Origin of the sequence: Methylobacterium terricola, assembly GCF_006151805.1 — a bacterium.
GTDB lineage: Bacteria > Pseudomonadota > Alphaproteobacteria > Rhizobiales > Beijerinckiaceae > Methylobacterium > Methylobacterium terricola.
The window spans coordinates 98669-114551 of sequence record NZ_VDDA01000007.1 but is presented as its reverse complement, the minus strand read 5'-3'; the positions used below and the strand labels follow the sequence as shown (position 1 = coordinate 114551).

Annotated in this window: 15 protein-coding genes; 7 read left to right on the top strand and 8 right to left on the bottom strand. The window is 72.3% G+C overall.

Translation table 11 applies throughout. The annotated features are described in order from the left end of the window. The first annotated feature begins 160 nt into the window (after window positions 1–160). From FF100_RS17475 to FF100_RS17465, 3 genes are all read left to right on the top strand, one after another. The gene (locus FF100_RS17475) at window positions 161–481 is read left to right on the top strand and encodes a hypothetical protein (protein WP_139036961.1); all 321 of its coding nucleotides are present in this window, start codon (window positions 161–163) and stop codon (window positions 479–481) included. A gap of 445 nt (window positions 482–926) precedes the next feature. Continuing rightward, window positions 927–3329 carry a sensor histidine kinase gene (locus FF100_RS17470; protein ID WP_139036960.1) on the top strand — a complete coding sequence of 801 codons (2403 nt, stop codon included), beginning with the start codon at window positions 927–929 and terminating at the stop codon, window positions 3327–3329. A 134-nt stretch (window positions 3330–3463) separates the two neighbouring features. Then, on the top strand, window positions 3464–5170 hold the full coding sequence (locus FF100_RS17465; RefSeq protein WP_139036959.1) for an ABC transporter substrate-binding protein: 1707 nt from the start codon (window positions 3464–3466) through the stop codon (window positions 5168–5170). On the opposite strand, the gene FF100_RS17460 is transcribed toward FF100_RS17465, so the two are convergent. After that, window positions 5143–6576, bottom strand: a complete 1434-nt coding sequence (locus FF100_RS17460; protein WP_139036958.1) for a protein adenylyltransferase SelO — start codon at window positions 6574–6576, stop codon at window positions 5143–5145. The two genes, FF100_RS17465 and FF100_RS17460, sit on opposite strands and share 28 nt — an antisense overlap. Before the next feature lie 390 nt (window positions 6577–6966). Between FF100_RS17460 and FF100_RS17455 the strand changes: the two genes are divergently transcribed. The 3 genes from FF100_RS17455 (at window position 6967) to FF100_RS17445 (ending at window position 8530) form a co-directional block, all read left to right on the top strand. Beyond that, window positions 6967–7743 carry a cold-shock protein gene (locus FF100_RS17455; RefSeq protein WP_139036957.1) on the top strand — a complete coding sequence of 259 codons (777 nt, stop codon included), beginning with the start codon at window positions 6967–6969 and terminating at the stop codon, window positions 7741–7743. 105 nt (window positions 7744–7848) lie between these two features. Continuing rightward, the gene (locus FF100_RS17450; RefSeq protein ID WP_139036956.1) at window positions 7849–8076 is read left to right on the top strand and encodes a hypothetical protein; all 228 of its coding nucleotides are present in this window, start codon (window positions 7849–7851) and stop codon (window positions 8074–8076) included. Window positions 8077–8323: 247 nt separating this feature from the next. Further along, window positions 8324–8530 carry a hypothetical protein gene (locus FF100_RS17445; protein WP_139036955.1) on the top strand — a complete coding sequence of 69 codons (207 nt, stop codon included), beginning with the start codon at window positions 8324–8326 and terminating at the stop codon, window positions 8528–8530. Between the two features lie 219 nt (window positions 8531–8749). Here FF100_RS17445 and ppa read toward each other — a convergent pair whose 3' ends face one another. Then, window positions 8750–9283, bottom strand: a complete 534-nt coding sequence (gene ppa, locus FF100_RS17440; RefSeq protein ID WP_048428447.1) for an inorganic diphosphatase — start codon at window positions 9281–9283, stop codon at window positions 8750–8752. A 245-nt stretch (window positions 9284–9528) separates the two neighbouring features. After that, on the bottom strand, window positions 9529–10035 hold the full coding sequence (locus FF100_RS17435; protein ID WP_139036954.1) for a GNAT family N-acetyltransferase: 507 nt from the start codon (window positions 10033–10035) through the stop codon (window positions 9529–9531). A gap of 192 nt (window positions 10036–10227) precedes the next feature. Here FF100_RS17435 and FF100_RS17430 point away from each other — a divergent pair, with 192 nt between their 5' ends. Then, the gene (locus tag FF100_RS17430; protein ID WP_139036953.1) at window positions 10228–10953 is read left to right on the top strand and encodes a fused DSP-PTPase phosphatase/NAD kinase-like protein; all 726 of its coding nucleotides are present in this window, start codon (window positions 10228–10230) and stop codon (window positions 10951–10953) included. 3 nt (window positions 10954–10956) lie between these two features. Here FF100_RS17430 and FF100_RS17425 read toward each other — a convergent pair whose 3' ends face one another. From FF100_RS17425 to dapA, 5 genes are all read right to left on the bottom strand, one after another. Beyond that, a complete protein-coding gene (locus tag FF100_RS17425) occupies window positions 10957–11847 on the bottom strand; it encodes a DMT family transporter (RefSeq protein ID WP_139036952.1) in 891 nt (296 codons plus the stop codon). After that, window positions 11844–13631: an ABC transporter ATP-binding protein gene (locus tag FF100_RS17420; RefSeq protein WP_171070212.1), complete on the bottom strand. Its 1788-nt coding sequence runs from the start codon at window positions 13629–13631 to the stop codon at window positions 11844–11846. The genes FF100_RS17425 and FF100_RS17420 overlap by 4 nt, the downstream gene beginning before the upstream one ends. 98 nt (window positions 13632–13729) lie before the next feature. After that, complete coding sequence (locus FF100_RS17415; RefSeq protein ID WP_139036950.1) at window positions 13730–13912, bottom strand: hypothetical protein; 183 nt, start codon at window positions 13910–13912, stop codon at window positions 13730–13732. 99 nt (window positions 13913–14011) lie between these two features. Further along, window positions 14012–14485 (bottom strand): SsrA-binding protein SmpB, encoded by a 474-nt coding sequence (gene smpB, locus FF100_RS17410; protein ID WP_139036949.1) that lies wholly within the window; start codon window positions 14483–14485, stop codon window positions 14012–14014. A 70-nt stretch (window positions 14486–14555) separates the two neighbouring features. Further along, on the bottom strand, window positions 14556–15458 hold the full coding sequence (gene dapA, locus FF100_RS17405; protein WP_139036948.1) for a 4-hydroxy-tetrahydrodipicolinate synthase: 903 nt from the start codon (window positions 15456–15458) through the stop codon (window positions 14556–14558). Between the last annotated feature and the right edge of the window lie 425 nt (window positions 15459–15883).

Here is a 15883-nt window from a genome sequence, read left to right as displayed (position 1 = left end):
GGGTTCGAGCTTTCGAATATTTCGTCACGCGCCGATGACGAAACACTGGCAGGTTCGTTTCGGGCGAATCCGAACCGGGACGCAAAATTACGGACATGCACCGCGCCTATACCCCTCGCCACAAGAGCCCGGAGACACAAAGGGCTGCGAGGAGGCGACGATGATTGTGGCGCGGATGATCCTGGTGAGTGCGATGCTGACGGTCGGCATCGTCGAGACGACGCGGACCGTGGTGCCGCGCCTGGCCGAGGAGGCGCCCGCGACCCTCTCCGGCCGGGCCCCCGTCGATCCCGCGCCGGTGGTGCCGGTCCCGTCGGCCCCCGCCGCCGGCCCGGTCTGCGCGGGCGCGACCTGGCCCTATCTGCCCGAGAGCTGCCTGCAGCCCGCCAGCCCGGCCGAGCCGCGCCGGCCGGTGCGGGTGATCGAGCGGCAGCGTTCGCCCGCGCCGGCCCGGATCCCGGGCCGGGTGTCGGTCGGCTGATGCGGCGACGAGGCCGTCATGCCGCATTTCAGCGCCGATCTCCTGGACGCGTTCTTGGACGGCGACCCCGCGGAGCGGGAGGCGTTGCACGCCCTCCTGGGCGGGGCGCCCTCCGCATCCGGCGCGGGCCAGCCTCCGGCTCACCGTGCCAGCCCGCCTCCGGCGCCTGGCTGGGAGCCGCGGCTAGGCCGCTGCGCCGCCTGCCGGCCGGCTCCCCTGCTCCGGCCGGCGCCGCGTCCCGAGAGCCCGGGGAAGTCCCGCGCGGCGCGCCCGCCGCCCGAGGCGCGGACCATCGGGCGCCGCCCGGGCCTGCCGTCTCTCCGGTCTCGCGGCGGCGCCCGCGGCCATCCGGCCCGGCAGGGGGCCGGCCCGTGACGCGGCGGCCCGGTCTGGCAGACCTTGAGAATTGATGCATAGTCGTCACCCGCGGCGGAGCGGGGCCACGATGCGGGTCGGCCACAAGATCTTCCTCGTCGGCGGCCTGCCGATCACCATCGCGGCGCTGATCGCGCTCGCGGGCTGGCTGCTGCTCGCCCAGGCCGAGAGGGCCCGGGACGGCGCGGTGCTGGCCGGCGCGATCTACCGCACCCTGACCCTGTCGACGACGGTGCGGGACGAGTTCCTGGCGGCGCGCCCGGCCGAGCGCACCGACCATGCCGAGCGCTTCGCCCGCCTGACTGCCGAATCGGCCGGCTCCCTCGACGAGCTGCGCCGCTACGCCCGCACCCCGGACCAGGCGGCCCGGATCGAGGCGGCCCGCGCCGCGCTCAAGGATTCGATCGACCAGATGCAGGCCCTGGTGCGGATCACCCGGGAGAATGACGGGCTGACCGCCGAGATGGCCGCCCGCGCCGATGCCCTGGTGAGCCTCGCCGACCAAGCCCGCGACCGGCAGCGCGCCGCCAATACCGACCTCGTCGTCTCGCTCACCGCCAAGGCCGCCACCCTGCGCCAGGTCCGCGACGTGGTCGGCGCCGTCAACGAGCTGCGCGCCCTGGTGGCGGAGGCCGAGATCGATGCGCTGCGGCGGGCCGGCACCGCGCCGTCCGGGGAGCGCTCCGCCGAGCCTGCTGCGATGGTCCCGGTGTCGATGGTCCATGTCCGCAACGCCGCCCGCGACCTCGCGGCGGCGCTCAAGGGCGACGGGCGCGGGGCGGAAGCCGAGGAGCTCCTGATCCTGACCGCCGCCTACGAGGCCTGGCGCGGCGGCGAGGAGCCGCGCCCGGTCGCCGCCGGTGGCGTGGTCCCGGACCACCCGCCGCTCCCCTCCCCGGTCAACGTCCTCGACGAGTGGTGCGACCGGGTGCTCAAGATCGACGGCTCGGCCCAGCGCGCCTTGCACGACGAGGTGACCCAGCTCCTCTCCTACGCGGTACAGGCCAACGAGACCGAGCAGGCGACCCAGAACATCGCGCTCGAGACCCTCAAGCTCGGGCAGCGCACCGCCGAGGCCCTGCGCCGGCGCGACGTGCCGGCGGCCGCCGCGATGCTCGAGGACGGGCGCCGCCTGTCCGAGACCGCCGCGGCCCTGCCGATCTCGCCGCTGATCCAGGGCGAGATGATCGAGGCCATCGACGGCTGGCGCGAGCGCCTCGGCACCACGGTCGAGGGCCTGCGCCGGCAGAACGAGGGCATCGCCGCGATGGACGGCCTCGCGGCGGTGATCGGCGAGACCGCCCGCAGCCTCAACGAGGTCTTCATCGACGATGCCGACCGCTTCGGCACCTTCCTGCTGCGGCTGCTGCTCGTCGGCGCCGGGGCCGGCCTCGTGCTCGGCTCGACGGTCGGCCTCGTGGTGGCGCGCTCGATCACCGCCCCCTTGCGCCAGCTTCAGCGCGGCATGCTGGCCCTCGCCGCCGATCCGGGCCGGCGCGAGATGGCGGCGGGCGATGTCGGTGCCGCCGTCGGGCGCCGGCGCGACGAGCTCGGCGACATGGCGCGGGCCACCGCGATGTTCGTCGAGGAGATCGGCCGGCGCGAGCGGGCGCTCCGCCGCGCCAAGGAGGAGGCCGACCGGACGCTGGCCGAGCTGCGCCAGACCCAGTCCGACCTGATCCAGGCCGAGAAGCTCGCCTCCCTCGGGCAGCTCGTCGCCGGGGTGGCGCACGAGATCAACACGCCGCTCGGCATCGCGGTCACCACCGCCACCCTGGTCCGCGACGAGGCGCGCGAGTTCGGCGAGGTGGCGCGGACCGGGCAGCTCTCGCGCTCGCGCCTGACCCACTTCGTCGACCGGATGCAGGAGGGCTCGCACCTGTTGACCGCCAACCTCGCCCGCGCCGCGGACCTCGTCCACAGCTTCAAGCAGGTCGCGGTCGACCGGGTGAGCGACGAGCACCGCCGCTTCTTCTTGCGCGAGTGGCTCGGCGAGTTGCTGCGCAGCCTTGGGCCGCTCCTGCGCCGGGGTGGGCACCGCCTCGATCTCGACGCCCCCGACGAGTTCGAGGTCGATACCCATCCGGGGGCGCTGGCGCAGATCATCACCAACCTGGTCAAGAACGCCGTGGTGCACGCCTTCGCGGCGGGCGAGGCCGGGCGCATCACCGTCGCGGTCGCGCGCGAGGGAGATTTCGTGCGGCTCGAAGTGCGCGACGACGGGCGCGGCATCATGGCGGCGGATCGCGAGCGCATCTTCGATCCGTTCTTCACCACCGCCCGCCACAGCGGCAGCTCGGGGCTCGGCATGCACATCGTCTACAACCTCGTCACCGGGCAGCTGCAGGGCCGCATCGCTGTCGAGAGCGAGGCCGGGCGCGGCACGGTGGTGCGGGTCGAGTTCCCGTGCCGCCTCGCGCCCGCGGTGCCGCTGCGACAGGCGCCGGTGCCCCAGGCCGCGGCGGCGCGATAGGGCGCGGTCGGCACGGAACCTCCTGCACGGAACCTCTTGCGCGGCGCCTCTTGGGAATTCCCGCCTTTCGGTGTGTACTCACGCCAAGCATGGCCGGGCCGTGACGGCGGCCGCGAGGGGGTGAGAGACCCGGGATGGATCGACCTGTCGGGATACGCCGACCGGGCGCGCGGCGCGCGACCCTGGCTTCTGTCCTGGGCGCCGCGCTCGCGCTCGTCGCGGCCTCCCTCCCCGCCGCCGCCAAGACCCTGGTGTTCTGCTCCGAGGGCAATCCCGAATCGCTGAACCCGCAGCTCGTCACCACCACGACCGGGATGGATGCGGCCTGGCCGGTCTTCGACACCCTGGTGGCGTTCGAGCCCGGCACCACCTCGATCCGCCCGAGCCTCGCCGAATCCTGGACGGTCTCGCCGGACGGGCGCGACTACACCTTCACGCTCCGCCCCGGAATCCGCTTCCACCGCAACGCCCGGTTCCAGCCGACCCGGCCGCTCGCCGCCGAGGACGTGGTGTTCTCGATCACCCGGCAATGGCGCGCGGACCACCCGTTCCACACGGTGTCGGGCGGCCAGTACGCGTATTTTCGCGACCTCGGCCTGCCCGACCTGATCGAGGCGGTCGAGGCGCCCGATGCCCGCACGGTCCATATCCGCCTGCGCCAGGCCGACGCCACCTTCCTGCCGAACATCGCCATGACGCTCGGGGCGGTGCAGTCGGCGGAATACGCCGCCGCGCTCCTGGCCGCCGGCGAGGCCGCACGGTTCGACCGCGAGCCGATCGGCACCGGGCCGTTCAGCTTCATGGCGTTCCAGCCCGACATCGCCCTGCGCTACCGCGCCTTCCCCGAGCACTGGCGTGGCCGCCCGGCGATCGACACCCTGGTCTTCTCGATCACCCCGAACGCGGCGGTGCGCCTCGCCAAGCTCCGGGCCGGCGAGTGCCACCTGATGCCGTTCCCCAACCCGGCCGACCTCGCCGCGATCCAGGCCGATCCGGGCCTGACCCTGATGCGGGAGGAGGAGCTGAACATCGGCTACCTCGCCCTCAACGTGCTGAGACCGCCTTTCGACGACCTGCGGGTGCGCCGCGCCGTCGCGATGGCGATCGACAAGGCGGCGATCGTGGCGGGGGTCTACGGGCCGGGCGGCACGGTGGCCCGCTCGCCCCTGCCGCCGAACCTCTGGGGGCACGATCCGGCCCTAAGGGATCCGCCCCTCGACCGGCCCGGGGCGCAGCGGCTGCTGGCCGAAGCCGGCTTTCCCTCCGGCTTCGAGGCCGAGCTGTGGTACCCGCCGGTGAGCCGGGCCTACAATCCCAACGGCCGGCGCGTCGCCGACATGATCCAGGCCGACCTCGCCCGCATCGGCGTGCGGCTGCGGCTGATGACCGACGAGTGGAGCGCCTATCGGGCCAGGATGCTGGCCGGCCAGCCCGCGATGGCGCTGTTCGGCTGGACTGCCGACAACGGCGACCCGGACAACTTCCTCGGCGTGCTGCTCGCCTGCGTGCCGGCGCAGTCCGGCGGCAGCAACGTCGCCCGCTGGTGCGATCCGGCCTTCGACACCCTGGTGACGCAGGCCCGCCGCACCCCCGACCAGGACGCCCGGGCCGCGCTCTACCGGCGGGCGCAGGCGATCTTCGCCCGCGAGGTGCCGTGGGTGCCGATCGCCCATTCGGCGGTGTTCGTGGCGGCACGGCGGGAGGTGACCGGCTACCGCATGGATCCCCTCGGCCGCCACCTGTTCCGCGACGTCGACCTCAAGGGAGGGGGCGATCCGCGCGGCGCCGACGCCCCGGCGGCGCGGCCGGCGTCTCAGGGCGCTGACGGCCGGGTGCCGTAGGCCTCCGCCATCGTGGCGATGGCGGCGAGCTTGGCGTGGTAGGCCGACCAGTCGTCGGTGGCCGCGATCGGCGCCCACAGGGCCTCGACCTCGTCGATCAGCATCGTGCACGGTGTGGCTTGCGCGAAGTACGGGTGGTCGAGCCGCGCCGAGGGATCGGGGCTGAGGCCGGCGAGCGCCTGGCGCACCCGCGCGAAGCCATCTCCTTGATAAGAGGCGGCGGCCGGGCTGCGGGCGGCGCGGTCCTGGCTGGCGAGCCCGCCATACCAGTCGAAGAAGGCCTGCTCGAACGGCGCCCGGCTCGTCTGCAGGAAGGCCCAGAACGCGCCGACGAGCGCGTGCATCGCCGCCTCGTCCGCCGGCACCGCGAGGCCGAGCCGCCGCAGGATCGCGTGGGCGAAGGCTTCCTGCAGGGCCGGGCCGTAGGCGTCCATGGCGGTCCCCAGCCGCGCCTCATCGGAGAGCGGCAGCAGGCATTCGGCCAGCCGCGCGAGGTTCCAGCCCAGCGCCTCCGGCTGGCGCCCGAAGGCGTAGAGGCCGGTCTCGTCGAAATAGGCGGCGGTGAAGCCCGGATCGTTGACCGGGGCGAAGCGCCAGGGGCCGTAATCGAAGCTCTCGCCGGTCACGTTGATGTTGTCGGTGTTGAGCACCCCGTGGACGAACCCGGCCGCCATCCACTGCGCACCCATCCGGGCGACGCGGCGGCAGACCTCGGTGAGGAAGGAGGCCGCCCGGTCGGCCGGGTCGTCGCGCCACGTCTCCGGGAGGTAGGTGCGGACCGCGTGGTCGAGCAGCCGGAGCAGGTTGTCGGTGTCGCCGTGGGCGCGGAAGCGCTGGAAGGTGCCGATGCGGACATGCGAGTGGCTGAGCCGCACGAGCACCGAGGAGCGGGTCGGCGACGGCTCGTCGCCGCGCATCAAGGCCTCCCCGGTCTCGATCAGGCTGAACGACTTCGAGGTCTCGACCCCGAGCGCCTCGAGCATCGCGGTCGCCAGCACCTCGCGCACCCCGCCCTTGAGGGTCAGCCGGCCGTCCGCGGTGCGCGACCACGGCGTCTGCCCGCTGCCCTTGGTCCCGAGATCGAGCAGACGGCCGTCCCTCAGGTCGTGCAGTTGTGCGAACAGGAAGCCGCGACCGTCGCCGAGTTCGGGGTTGTAGCTGCGGAACTGGTGGCCGTGGTAGCGCAGGGCCAGCGGCTCGGGGAAGCTGCCGGGAAGCGCGACGAAGCGGCCGAAATGCGCGACCCACTCCTCGTCGCTGAGCCCGCCGAGGCCGACCCGCTCGGCCCAGGGCTGGTTGCGATGGCGCAGGATGTGGGCGGGGAAGCGGGCGGGCGCGACGACGTCGTAGAAGTCGGGGCCGAGATCGGCGTGACGGCGCGACGGGCGGAAGGCAGGGGCCGGCATCGGATCCTCGGCAAACAAGACGAACAGGCGCGGCGGTCGAAAACCGGGAGGCCAACGCGCCGCGGCGGCACGCGGGTCCCTCCCCGCTTCCGGGGCTCCCCATCGGGAGGAGCATGGCCGTGCTCATACGCCACACTGGTGCGTGAAAGACACGGGGAAAAGATGGCGAATCGGGCTGTCAATCCGTGCTCCGACGTGAGAAAGTAACCCCCGTCATCGCCACGCGTGGCAGATCCGCCTTGCGGTACGGTCTGAGTTGCGTCAGGAGTGTGGCGGTCATCTTGGTCACCGCAACCGGGAATGGAACGATCTCGAGGCGTTCGCTGTCAGGTACAGGGCGCACCGGGGTACAAGGGTGGTCGGCGGTTTTTACGTTTTGGCGAGCTTCTAATGGGACGTGGTCGTGATTTCAGGGAGCCGCGCCGTCGCGGCTTCGACGAGGGTGGCGGCGAGCCGCGGTGGCCTGATCAGGCTCAGCCGAGCGGCGGCTACGGCGGTGGCTATGGTGGCGGTGGCGGCGGCTACGGTGGTGGCGGCGGCGGTGGTTACGGCGGTGGCGGCTTCGGCGGCGGCGGCGGTGGCTTCGGCGGCGGTGCCTCGCGCGGTGGCGCTGCCCCTTCCGGGCCGGAGCGTGACGCGACGGTCAAGTGGTTCAACAAGGAGAAGGGTTTCGGCTTCGTCGAACTCGGCGACGGTTCGGGCGATGCCTTCCTCCACATCCGCGCCGTCGAGGCGGCCGGCCATGCCGACCTCATGCCCGGCACTCGCCTGACCGTGCAGACCGCGCAGGGCCAGAAGGGCCCGCAGGTGACCAACATCACCAGCGTGGACACCAGCACGGCCGAGGCCCCGGTCCGTCGCGATCCCCGTCCGCCGCGCAGCGGTGGCTTCGGTGGCGGCAGTTTCGGTGACCGTCCCGAGCGCGGTGGCGGCGGTGGCCGCTTCGCCTCCGGTCCGTCGACCGAGATGAGCGGCACAGTGAAGTGGTACGACCCGGCCAAGGGCTTCGGCTTCGTCTCGGTCAATGACGGCGGCAAGGACGTCTTCATCCACCGTTCGGCGCTCGCCCGCGCCGGCCTCGAGTCCCTCGCCGAAGGCCAGCCGGTCACCATGGGCGTGGTCGAGGGCATGAAGGGCCGCGAGGCGCAGAGCATCAGCGTGGACTGATCCTCGGTGCATTTCCGCACGGATGATCGAGCGACACGGACGGAGCGGTGGCCCCTGGCCACCGCTCCTTTCCGTTTGGGCGCCGCCCTTCTGGGGCTTGCCCTGATGAGTGCCCTCCCCGCTCCCGCCGCGGCCGAGGACTTCACCGGCTTCTACGCCGGGGTCAATGCCGGCTACGGCTGGAGCAAGGAGCGACAAAAGGGCGGCGTGACGCCCGGCGCGCCGCTGCCCGCCTGGGGCCCGCCGCGCCAGGCCGACGGCCTGCCGCCGAGCGCCGCCCGGGCCGCCGACCGCAACCCGGCCTTCTCGGGTGCCAAGGGCGGCACGCGCTGACACGGTCACGTTCGCGCAAGCGCGCGGACGTCGCCGGGGTCTCGATCGACGGCGCGGATGCCGGTCCGTCGAGGACAGTGCCGCGAAGACAAAGGCCTGGAATGCGGTCCGATGGCAACGCGACCGGGCGGTGCCGTAGGGCGTGGCGTGGTTGCGGCAAGTGGACGAAGCAAGTGGAGGCGTGCGGAACGGCAGCGCTTGTGGCATGGTGGCGACCGAACCCAACCGGGCTCGGGACCCCTTCACCATGACCACCGTTCACGACGTCACCCCGGACCAGCTGCGCGGGCTGGAAGCCGCCGGCGAGGCCGCCCTCAATGCCGCGCTCGGACGCCTCTCGGCCCGCGAGCGCGAGGCCTACTGGGCCTCGGTGCGCCGGGCCTACAACGCGCCCTACAATGATGCCGTGAAGGCGCCGCGGAGGGGCACGGCCGCGCAGGCGCGGGCTGTCTGAGAAACCGCGCTGGGGAGGCACGGAAACCCTCCCCCTCTGTGGGGAGGGCGGCCCCTGCGCCAGCAGGAGTCGGGAGAGGGACAGCGCGACGCCGATCCAGGCGGAGCCCTTCACACCGCTTCCGCCCGATCCGGAAGCGTGGCTCGTTTCTCTCCCGCGCCGCGGGGCACCCTCCCCCCGCGGCGGGGGAGGGTTCTGGGCGCTGAACGCCCGACGTCCTTACTTCGCCTTCTTGGCCCGCTCGATCCCCTCGAGGATCAGGCGCTGCGCCTCGGCCTTGTCGCCCCAGCGCACGATCTTCACCCACTTGCCGGGCTCGAGATCCTTGTAGTGCTCGAAGAAGTGCTGGATCTGATGGATCGTGATGTCGGGCAGGTCGGTGTAGTTCTCGACGCGGTCGTAGCGCTTGGTCAGGTTGCGCGACGGCACGGCGATGATCTTCTCGTCCTCGCCGGCATTGTCCTCCATCACCAGCACGCCGACCGGGCGCACGCTCATCACCGCGCCGGGGACGATCGCCCGGGTGTTGGCGACCAGCACGTCGCACGGGTCGCCGTCGCCCGACAGGGTGTGGGGAATGAAGCCGTAGTTCCCCGGATAATGCATCGCGGTGTAGAGGAAGCGGTCGACGATCAGCGTCCCGGCATCCTTGTCCATCTCGTACTTGATCGGCTCGCCGCCGACCGGAACCTCGATCACGACGTTGACGTCTTCGGGCGGGTTCTTGCCGATGGAGATGGCGTCGAGGCGCATGTGAGAACTCCCTGCAAGGGCGAGAGCGCCCCTGAATGGCGCGGTCCTTAGAGGGCCGCGGGCGCGGGCACAAGCGCCGGGATGCAACGGAGGCCGTCACAGTCGAGGACAAGTTCCGTCCCGGCCCAGCCGATCGCGAAAACCGGCCAGCCCGAGCCCGTTGCTGCGGATGAGTATCGATTGGGCAGGTTACGGCGCCCGGGCGGTCAATTCACGGGCAGGCCGCCCCGCCGCCGTCTCCCGCGTCATCCGAACAGGTAGGCGACCTTGTGCAGCTCGGCCCCGGCGATGCGGTCGCAGGCCTCGGCGACGACGCGCCCGCCCATCCGCTCGTAGAAGTCCCGCGCCCGGTCGTTCTCGGTGAGCGACCAGACCGCAACCCGGCGCACGTCCCGGTCGGCGAGGTCGTTGCGCACCGCCCGGAACAGCCGGGTGCCGTAGCCGAGGCCCTGGTAGGTCGGCGCGAGATAGATCTCGTCGATCTCGCCCTCGGCCTTGAGGGCCCGGTCGCGGCAGCGGCCGTAGGAGACGTAGCCGATGACGCTCTCGCCCAGTTCCAGCACCACCAGCGGCCGGCTGCGGCCGAGGGTGGAGCGCCACCAGCGCGGCCCGCGCCGGGCGAGCATCCGGTCGAGGGCGACGCCCGGGATGATGCCCTGATAAGCCTCGCGCCAGGCGGCGTCGAAGATCTCCGACAGCATCCCGGCATCCTGCTCCCGGGCCCTGCGAATGCTGACGACCTGAGTGCTCACGGTCATTCCCCCCGATTGTTAGCCGACGGATCGCGTCCCTACGATGCGGGGGGAGCGTCGCAAGCGCAATGCCAGGCTTCTGCGCCGGCTCATCTGCGGCGGCGTCGTTGCGGCCGGGTCACGCGGCTGGTAGAGCGGCACCCTGCCCGTCCGTGCGAATCGCGACCCTTCCAGCCAGGCGCCTGCCCCTTCGTGCTCAATCGCTTCCTCCCGCCCGAGACCCGCTACGCCCGCCGCATGGCCCGCATCGCCCGCTGGGAGCAGCCGATCGCCGGCCCGGGCGGCCGCCTGCGCGCCTGGGCCAACATGCTGCTCGTCGATCACGGCGTGTTCCGCCTGGCCTATCTCAACCGCCACCGGATCGGGCGTGGGCTGGTCTGGCGCTCGGCCCAGCCGGGGCCGCACGACCTCGCCTGGTTCCGGCGCCAGGGCGTGCGGACCATCATCTCGCTGCGCGGCGGGCGCGAGCACGGCTCCTGGCAGCTGCAGCGCGAGGCCTGCGAGCGCGAGGGGCTCCAGCTCGTCGAGTTCGTGATGCGGTCGCGCGAGGCGCCCGACAAGGCGACGCTGCTGGCCGCCAGGGACTTCTTCGCCGGCCTCGCCTATCCGGCGGTGCTGCACTGCAAGTCCGGCGCCGACCGGGCGGGGCTCGCCGCCGCCCTCTACCTGATCCTGCACGAGGAGCGCCCGGTGCGCGAGGCGGCGCGCCAGCTCTCGGCCCGGTTCGGCCATTTCCGCTTCGCCAAGACCGGCATCCTCGATGCCTTCTTCGAGCGCTACCTCACGGAAGGCGAGCCCAAGGGCCTGAGCTTCATGGACTGGGTCGAGCACGTCTACGACCCGGAGGCGCTGAAGCGCGATTTCCGCGCCGGGTTGTGGTCGGACCTGCTGGTGGATCGGCTGTTGCGGCGGGAGTGACGCTCACCCCCGCGTCGTCAGCAGCACCCCCGCCCCGATCGCCAGGATCGCCCCGACATGGAGCAGGTCCGGGACCTCGCCGAGGATCGGAATCGCCAGCAGGGTGGCGATCACCGGTACGAGCGCCGTGAAGGCCGGGGTGCGCCGGCCGATCAGCGCCAGGGAGCGGTTGAAGGCGACCAGCGCCACCACGCTCACCAGCACGCCCTGGTAGAGCGCCTGGATCGCGACCTCCGCCGGCGGTGCGTCCAGGATCCGCGACAGGCCCGAGGCGAGGTAGAGCGGGATGTAGCTGACGAGCGAGCCGACGCAGATCAGCGCCGTCGCCTCCAAGGCCGTGAGGCGCGAGCGGCGCATCCGCACCGCGCCGGCGGCCCACAGGAAGGCCGCGGTGAGGAACAAGGCGTAGCCGAACAATTCGTCGGCATCGCGAAACCCGCCCGCCAGGGTCAGCGCCCCGGCGGCGATCAGCCCGAGGCCGGCCAGCGCCAGGCGGCCCGGCCGGTCGCCGAGCACCAAGGCGCCGAAGAGCGCGGCGAAGAGCGGCATCGTCCCCGGCGTCAGCGCCGCGCCATGGCCGGCCGGGGCGTGGCGCAGGGCGACCGAGATCAGCAGCGCGAAGGGCGCGCCCTGCGCGACGAACAGGATCAGGCCGTCGACGACGGCGTCCCGGCCGAGGCCGCGCAGGCGCAAGAGCAGGACCGGCAGCAGCACGAGGCCGCCGATGCCGAAGCGGAGCGCCACGAGGTCGGCGGGCCCGAGCGTGCCTCCGGCGCCCACCGTCCGACGGGTGACGACGAACCAGCCGCCCCAGAGGCTCACCGCGACGAGCGCGAAGGTGACGCCCTCGGCGAGCCGCCGGCCGGCCGGCGGCTCCGTTCCGGCTTGCCTCACGACGTCGCCGCCGCCGGGGCGGGCTCCCGGTCGTCGGTGAGCTGGAGCCGGTGCAGGCGGGCATAGGTGCCGCCGCGGGCGATCAGGGCCGCGTGGCTGCCGGCCTCGGCGACCCGGCCGCCCTCCATGGCGACGATCAGGTCGGCGTCGCGCACCGTCGAGAGGCGGTGGGCGATGACCAGCGTGGTGCGGCCCCGCATCAGCCGGGTCAGGGCCGCCTGGACCAGCTGCTCGGATTCGGCGTCGAGCGCCGAGGTCGCCTCGTCGAGGAGCAGAATCGGCGCGTCGCGTAAGAAAGCCCGGGCGAGCGCGATGCGCTGGCGCTCGCCGCCCGACAGCCGGTTGCCGGCGGGACCGACCCGGAAGTCGTACCCTTCCGCCCGCGCGGTGATGAAGTCGTGCGCGGCGGCAGCCCTTGCCGCCGCCTCGATCTCGGTTCGGCTCGCGCCCTCGCGGCCGAAGGCGATGTTCTGCGCGATGGTGTCGTCGAACAGGACGACCTCCTGCGACACCACCGCGACGGCGCGGCGGAGCGAGGCCAGCGTCACGTCGCGCACGTCCTGACCGTCGATTCGGACCCGGCCCTCGGCCACGTCGTAGAGCCGCGGCACCAGCGACAGCAGGGTCGACTTGCCCGACCCCGAGCGGCCGACGAGCGCGGTCGTGCGTCCGGCCGGGACGGTGAGGTCGATGCCCTCCAGCGCCGGGGCGTCGTCGCGGTAGCGGAAGCGCACGCCCTCGAACCGGACCTCGCCGCCGGCGACCGCCAGGGCCCGGGCGTCCGGCTTCTCCTGGATCGTCGGCGCCTCGTCCATCAGCGCGAAGGTGCGCGACAGGGCGGCGAGCGCCTCCTGCAGGATGGCGTTGAGGTTGCCGAGCGCCCGCGCCGGCTGGGCGGCGAGCAGCAGGGCCGCGACGTAGCCGGTGAAGTCGCCGACCGTCTTCTCGCCCGCGAGGATGCGGTGGCCGATGAAGGCGAGCACGCCCGCGACCGCGAGGCCGCCGCCGATCTCGAGCAGCGGGTCGAGCCGGCCGCGGGCATTGGCGGCCTTCATCTTCAGGCGGCGCACCTCGTCGAGGGCGTCGCGGGTGCGGCCCTTGAGGTAGCCCTCGAGGCCGTAGGTCTTGGCGACCCGGGCGCCGGCCAGGCTCTCGCTGATCAGGCTCGCGGTGAGGCCGACCTGCTCCTGGGTCGAGGTCGAGACCCGGCGCAGCTTCTTGCCGATCCGGGCGATCGGCCCGGCGACGAACGGCACGGTGATCCCGGCGACGAGCGTCAGCCACGGGTCCATCCACACCATGGCGCAGACGAGCGCGATCAGCATCGCCACGTCGCGCAGCAGCACGGTGGAGATCCGCGTCAGCGCCTCCTTGATGAAGGCGAAATCGGTGGTGAAGCGCTGGGTCAGGCTCGCCGGGCTCTCGCGGCCGAGCTGGGCCAGGTCCTGCTCGATGATGTGGCCGTAGAGCGCCGCCTGCATGTCGGCCTCGATCCGGGTGACGACCCGGTTGGTCAGCACCGTCTGGCCGAGCAGCGCGAAGCCGCGCACCGCGGTGACGGCGATCACCAGGACCGGGCCGTAGGCGAGCGCGCCGGCATCCTTGGCGTCGAAGGCGTCGAAGGCGGCCTTGATCAGGGTCGGGTAGAAGCCGGTGGCGGCGCCGATCACCGCGATCAGCACCAGCACGATCGCCAGCGTGCCGGCATGCGGCCTCAGCCAGTCGCGCCACAGCCGGGCGAGCAGCGGCAGCATGTCGCCGGAAAGGAGGGGGCGCCGCGCCATGATGCTCGCTTACGTCCGTGGGTCGGGACGTCGCGCTAGCACGGGGGTCGGCTCAGCGGCAATTCGGGGTGGCGCGGGGCCGGGTTGCGGGGACCCCGCTAATGCATCATCGCGAGGGCCGCGTGGATCACGGTCGCGCCGCCGATCGGGGCCATGAACCACAGCAGGATGTTGACGACGATGATCCAGACCAGCACACGCTCCTGGCGCCCGGTCAGCCGGGGCTGGGGCGGGCGCGGCGGCGGCTCCCAGGGCGGCTTCCATCCCCCTTCGACGAACATCGGCGCCTCCGCTCGAGCCTAGGCCTGCGGATGGTAGGGGGCGGGGGCGGCGGTGTCAGTGCGGCGTGTTGTGCTGCGAACGCGAAAACTGCCGCGCGCTCAGCCCTTGTCGCGCATCAGCCGCGCCTTGTCGCGCTGCCAGTCGCGCTCCTTGGCGGTCTCGCGCTTGTCGTGGAGCTTCTTGCCGCGTCCGAGCCCCAGCTCGACCTTCGCCCGGCCGCGCTCGTTGAAATAGATCTTCAGCGGCACCACCGTGTAGCCCTCGCGCTGCGTCGCGCCGATGAACTTGTCGATCTGGCGCCGATGCAGCAGCAGGCGGCGGGGCCGCTTGGTGTCGTGGTTGAAGCGGTTCGCCTCGAGATATTCGGGGATGTAGGCGTTGAACAGCAGGAGGTCGTTGCCGGAGGGGCCGGCGAAGGCCTCGCCGATCGTCGCCTTGCCGCCGCGCAGCGACTTCACCTCGGTGCCCGTCAGCGCGATGCCCGCCTCGACCGTGTCGGTGATCTCGTAGTTGAAGCGGGCCTTCCGGTTGTCGGCGACGACGCGGTTCTTCGACTCGGGTTTCTTGGCCATCGGGCGGCGGGGATCCTGGGAGGCGGGCGACGGGAGCCCTCGGGGCTCCCGTCCTACATATAGGAGCGGCTCAGCCGTTGGTGAGGCCGGCGTGGCGCAGCGCGCCGTCGACCAGGGCGCGCGTCCCCTCGCCCACCGGCACCATCGGCAGGCGCACCTCCTCGCTCATCAGGCCGAGGCGGGCGAGCGCGTACTTCGTCGGCGACGGGTTGGTCTCGGCGAAGAGGTGGGTGTGGAGCGGCATCAGGCGGTCCTGGAGGCCGAGCGCGGTGCGGAAGTCGCCCGCGAGGCAGGCCTCCTGGAAGTCGGCGCAGAGGCGCGGCGCGACGTTCGAGGACACCGAGATGGTGCCGTGGCCGCCATGCGCCATGAAGCCGAGGGCCGTCGCATCTTCGCCAGAAAGTTGCACGAAGTCTTCGCCCATGGCCTGGCGCTGCAGGCTGACCCGGGCCACGTTGGCGGTGGCGTCCTTCACGCCGGCGATGTTCGGAAGCTCGTAGAGCCGCGCCATGGTGTCGACGCTCATGTCGATCACCGAGCGGCCGGGGATGTTGTAGATCAGGATGGGAATGCCGACCGCATCGTTCACCGCCTTGAAGTGCTGGTACAGCCCTTCCTGCGTCGGCTTGTTGTAGTACGGCGTGACGATGAGCAGCGCGTCCGCCCCGGCCTTCTCCGCATGACGGGCCCGCTCGACCGCTTCCGCGGTGGAGTTGGAGCCGGCACCGGCCACCACCGGCACCTTGCCGGCGGCCTCGTCGATGCAGGCCTCGACCACCCGGTCGTGCTCGGCGTGGCTGAGCGTCGGGCTCTCGCCGGTGGTGCCGGTGGGCACCAGGCCGTGGGTGCCGTTCTCGATCTGCCAGGCCACGAAGGCCCGGAAGGCGTGCTCGTCGAAGGCGCCGTCGCGGAACGGCGTCACCAGGGCGGTGAGCGAGCCCCTCAGGCGCTGCGAGATCTGCGTCGACGTCATTCTGGCGTTCCTCGCCCGGGCGGGGCGGCGGCGCCCCCGGGATGTCTGGTTGGGAGGCCGGCCCGCATGAGGATCACCAAGGAAACCTGCATTGGGGGACCAACTCGGCCGTCCGGCGTCCGACACATAGAACCTCGGCGGCCCGCGCGCAAACGCTCCGCCGCGCCGGCCCAGCACGCGCGCTCCGGGTGGCGCGCGCGAACGCCCCGGCAACCGATCGTGTTCCGGCGCGATCGGCGGCCAGGGTTAATTGCTTCTTAATGCGACGATTCCACCATGGGCGCCCGGTCATTCGCGCTCCGGTCACTCGAACGTTTGGGGTCTCACCCGATCGCTCCGCGATCGCGCCAGGCTCCGGGTCTTTGGTTTGCCGCATTTTTCGACGAACCGGTGTCGGTCTCGTCGGACAATGCTCAACGGGAACG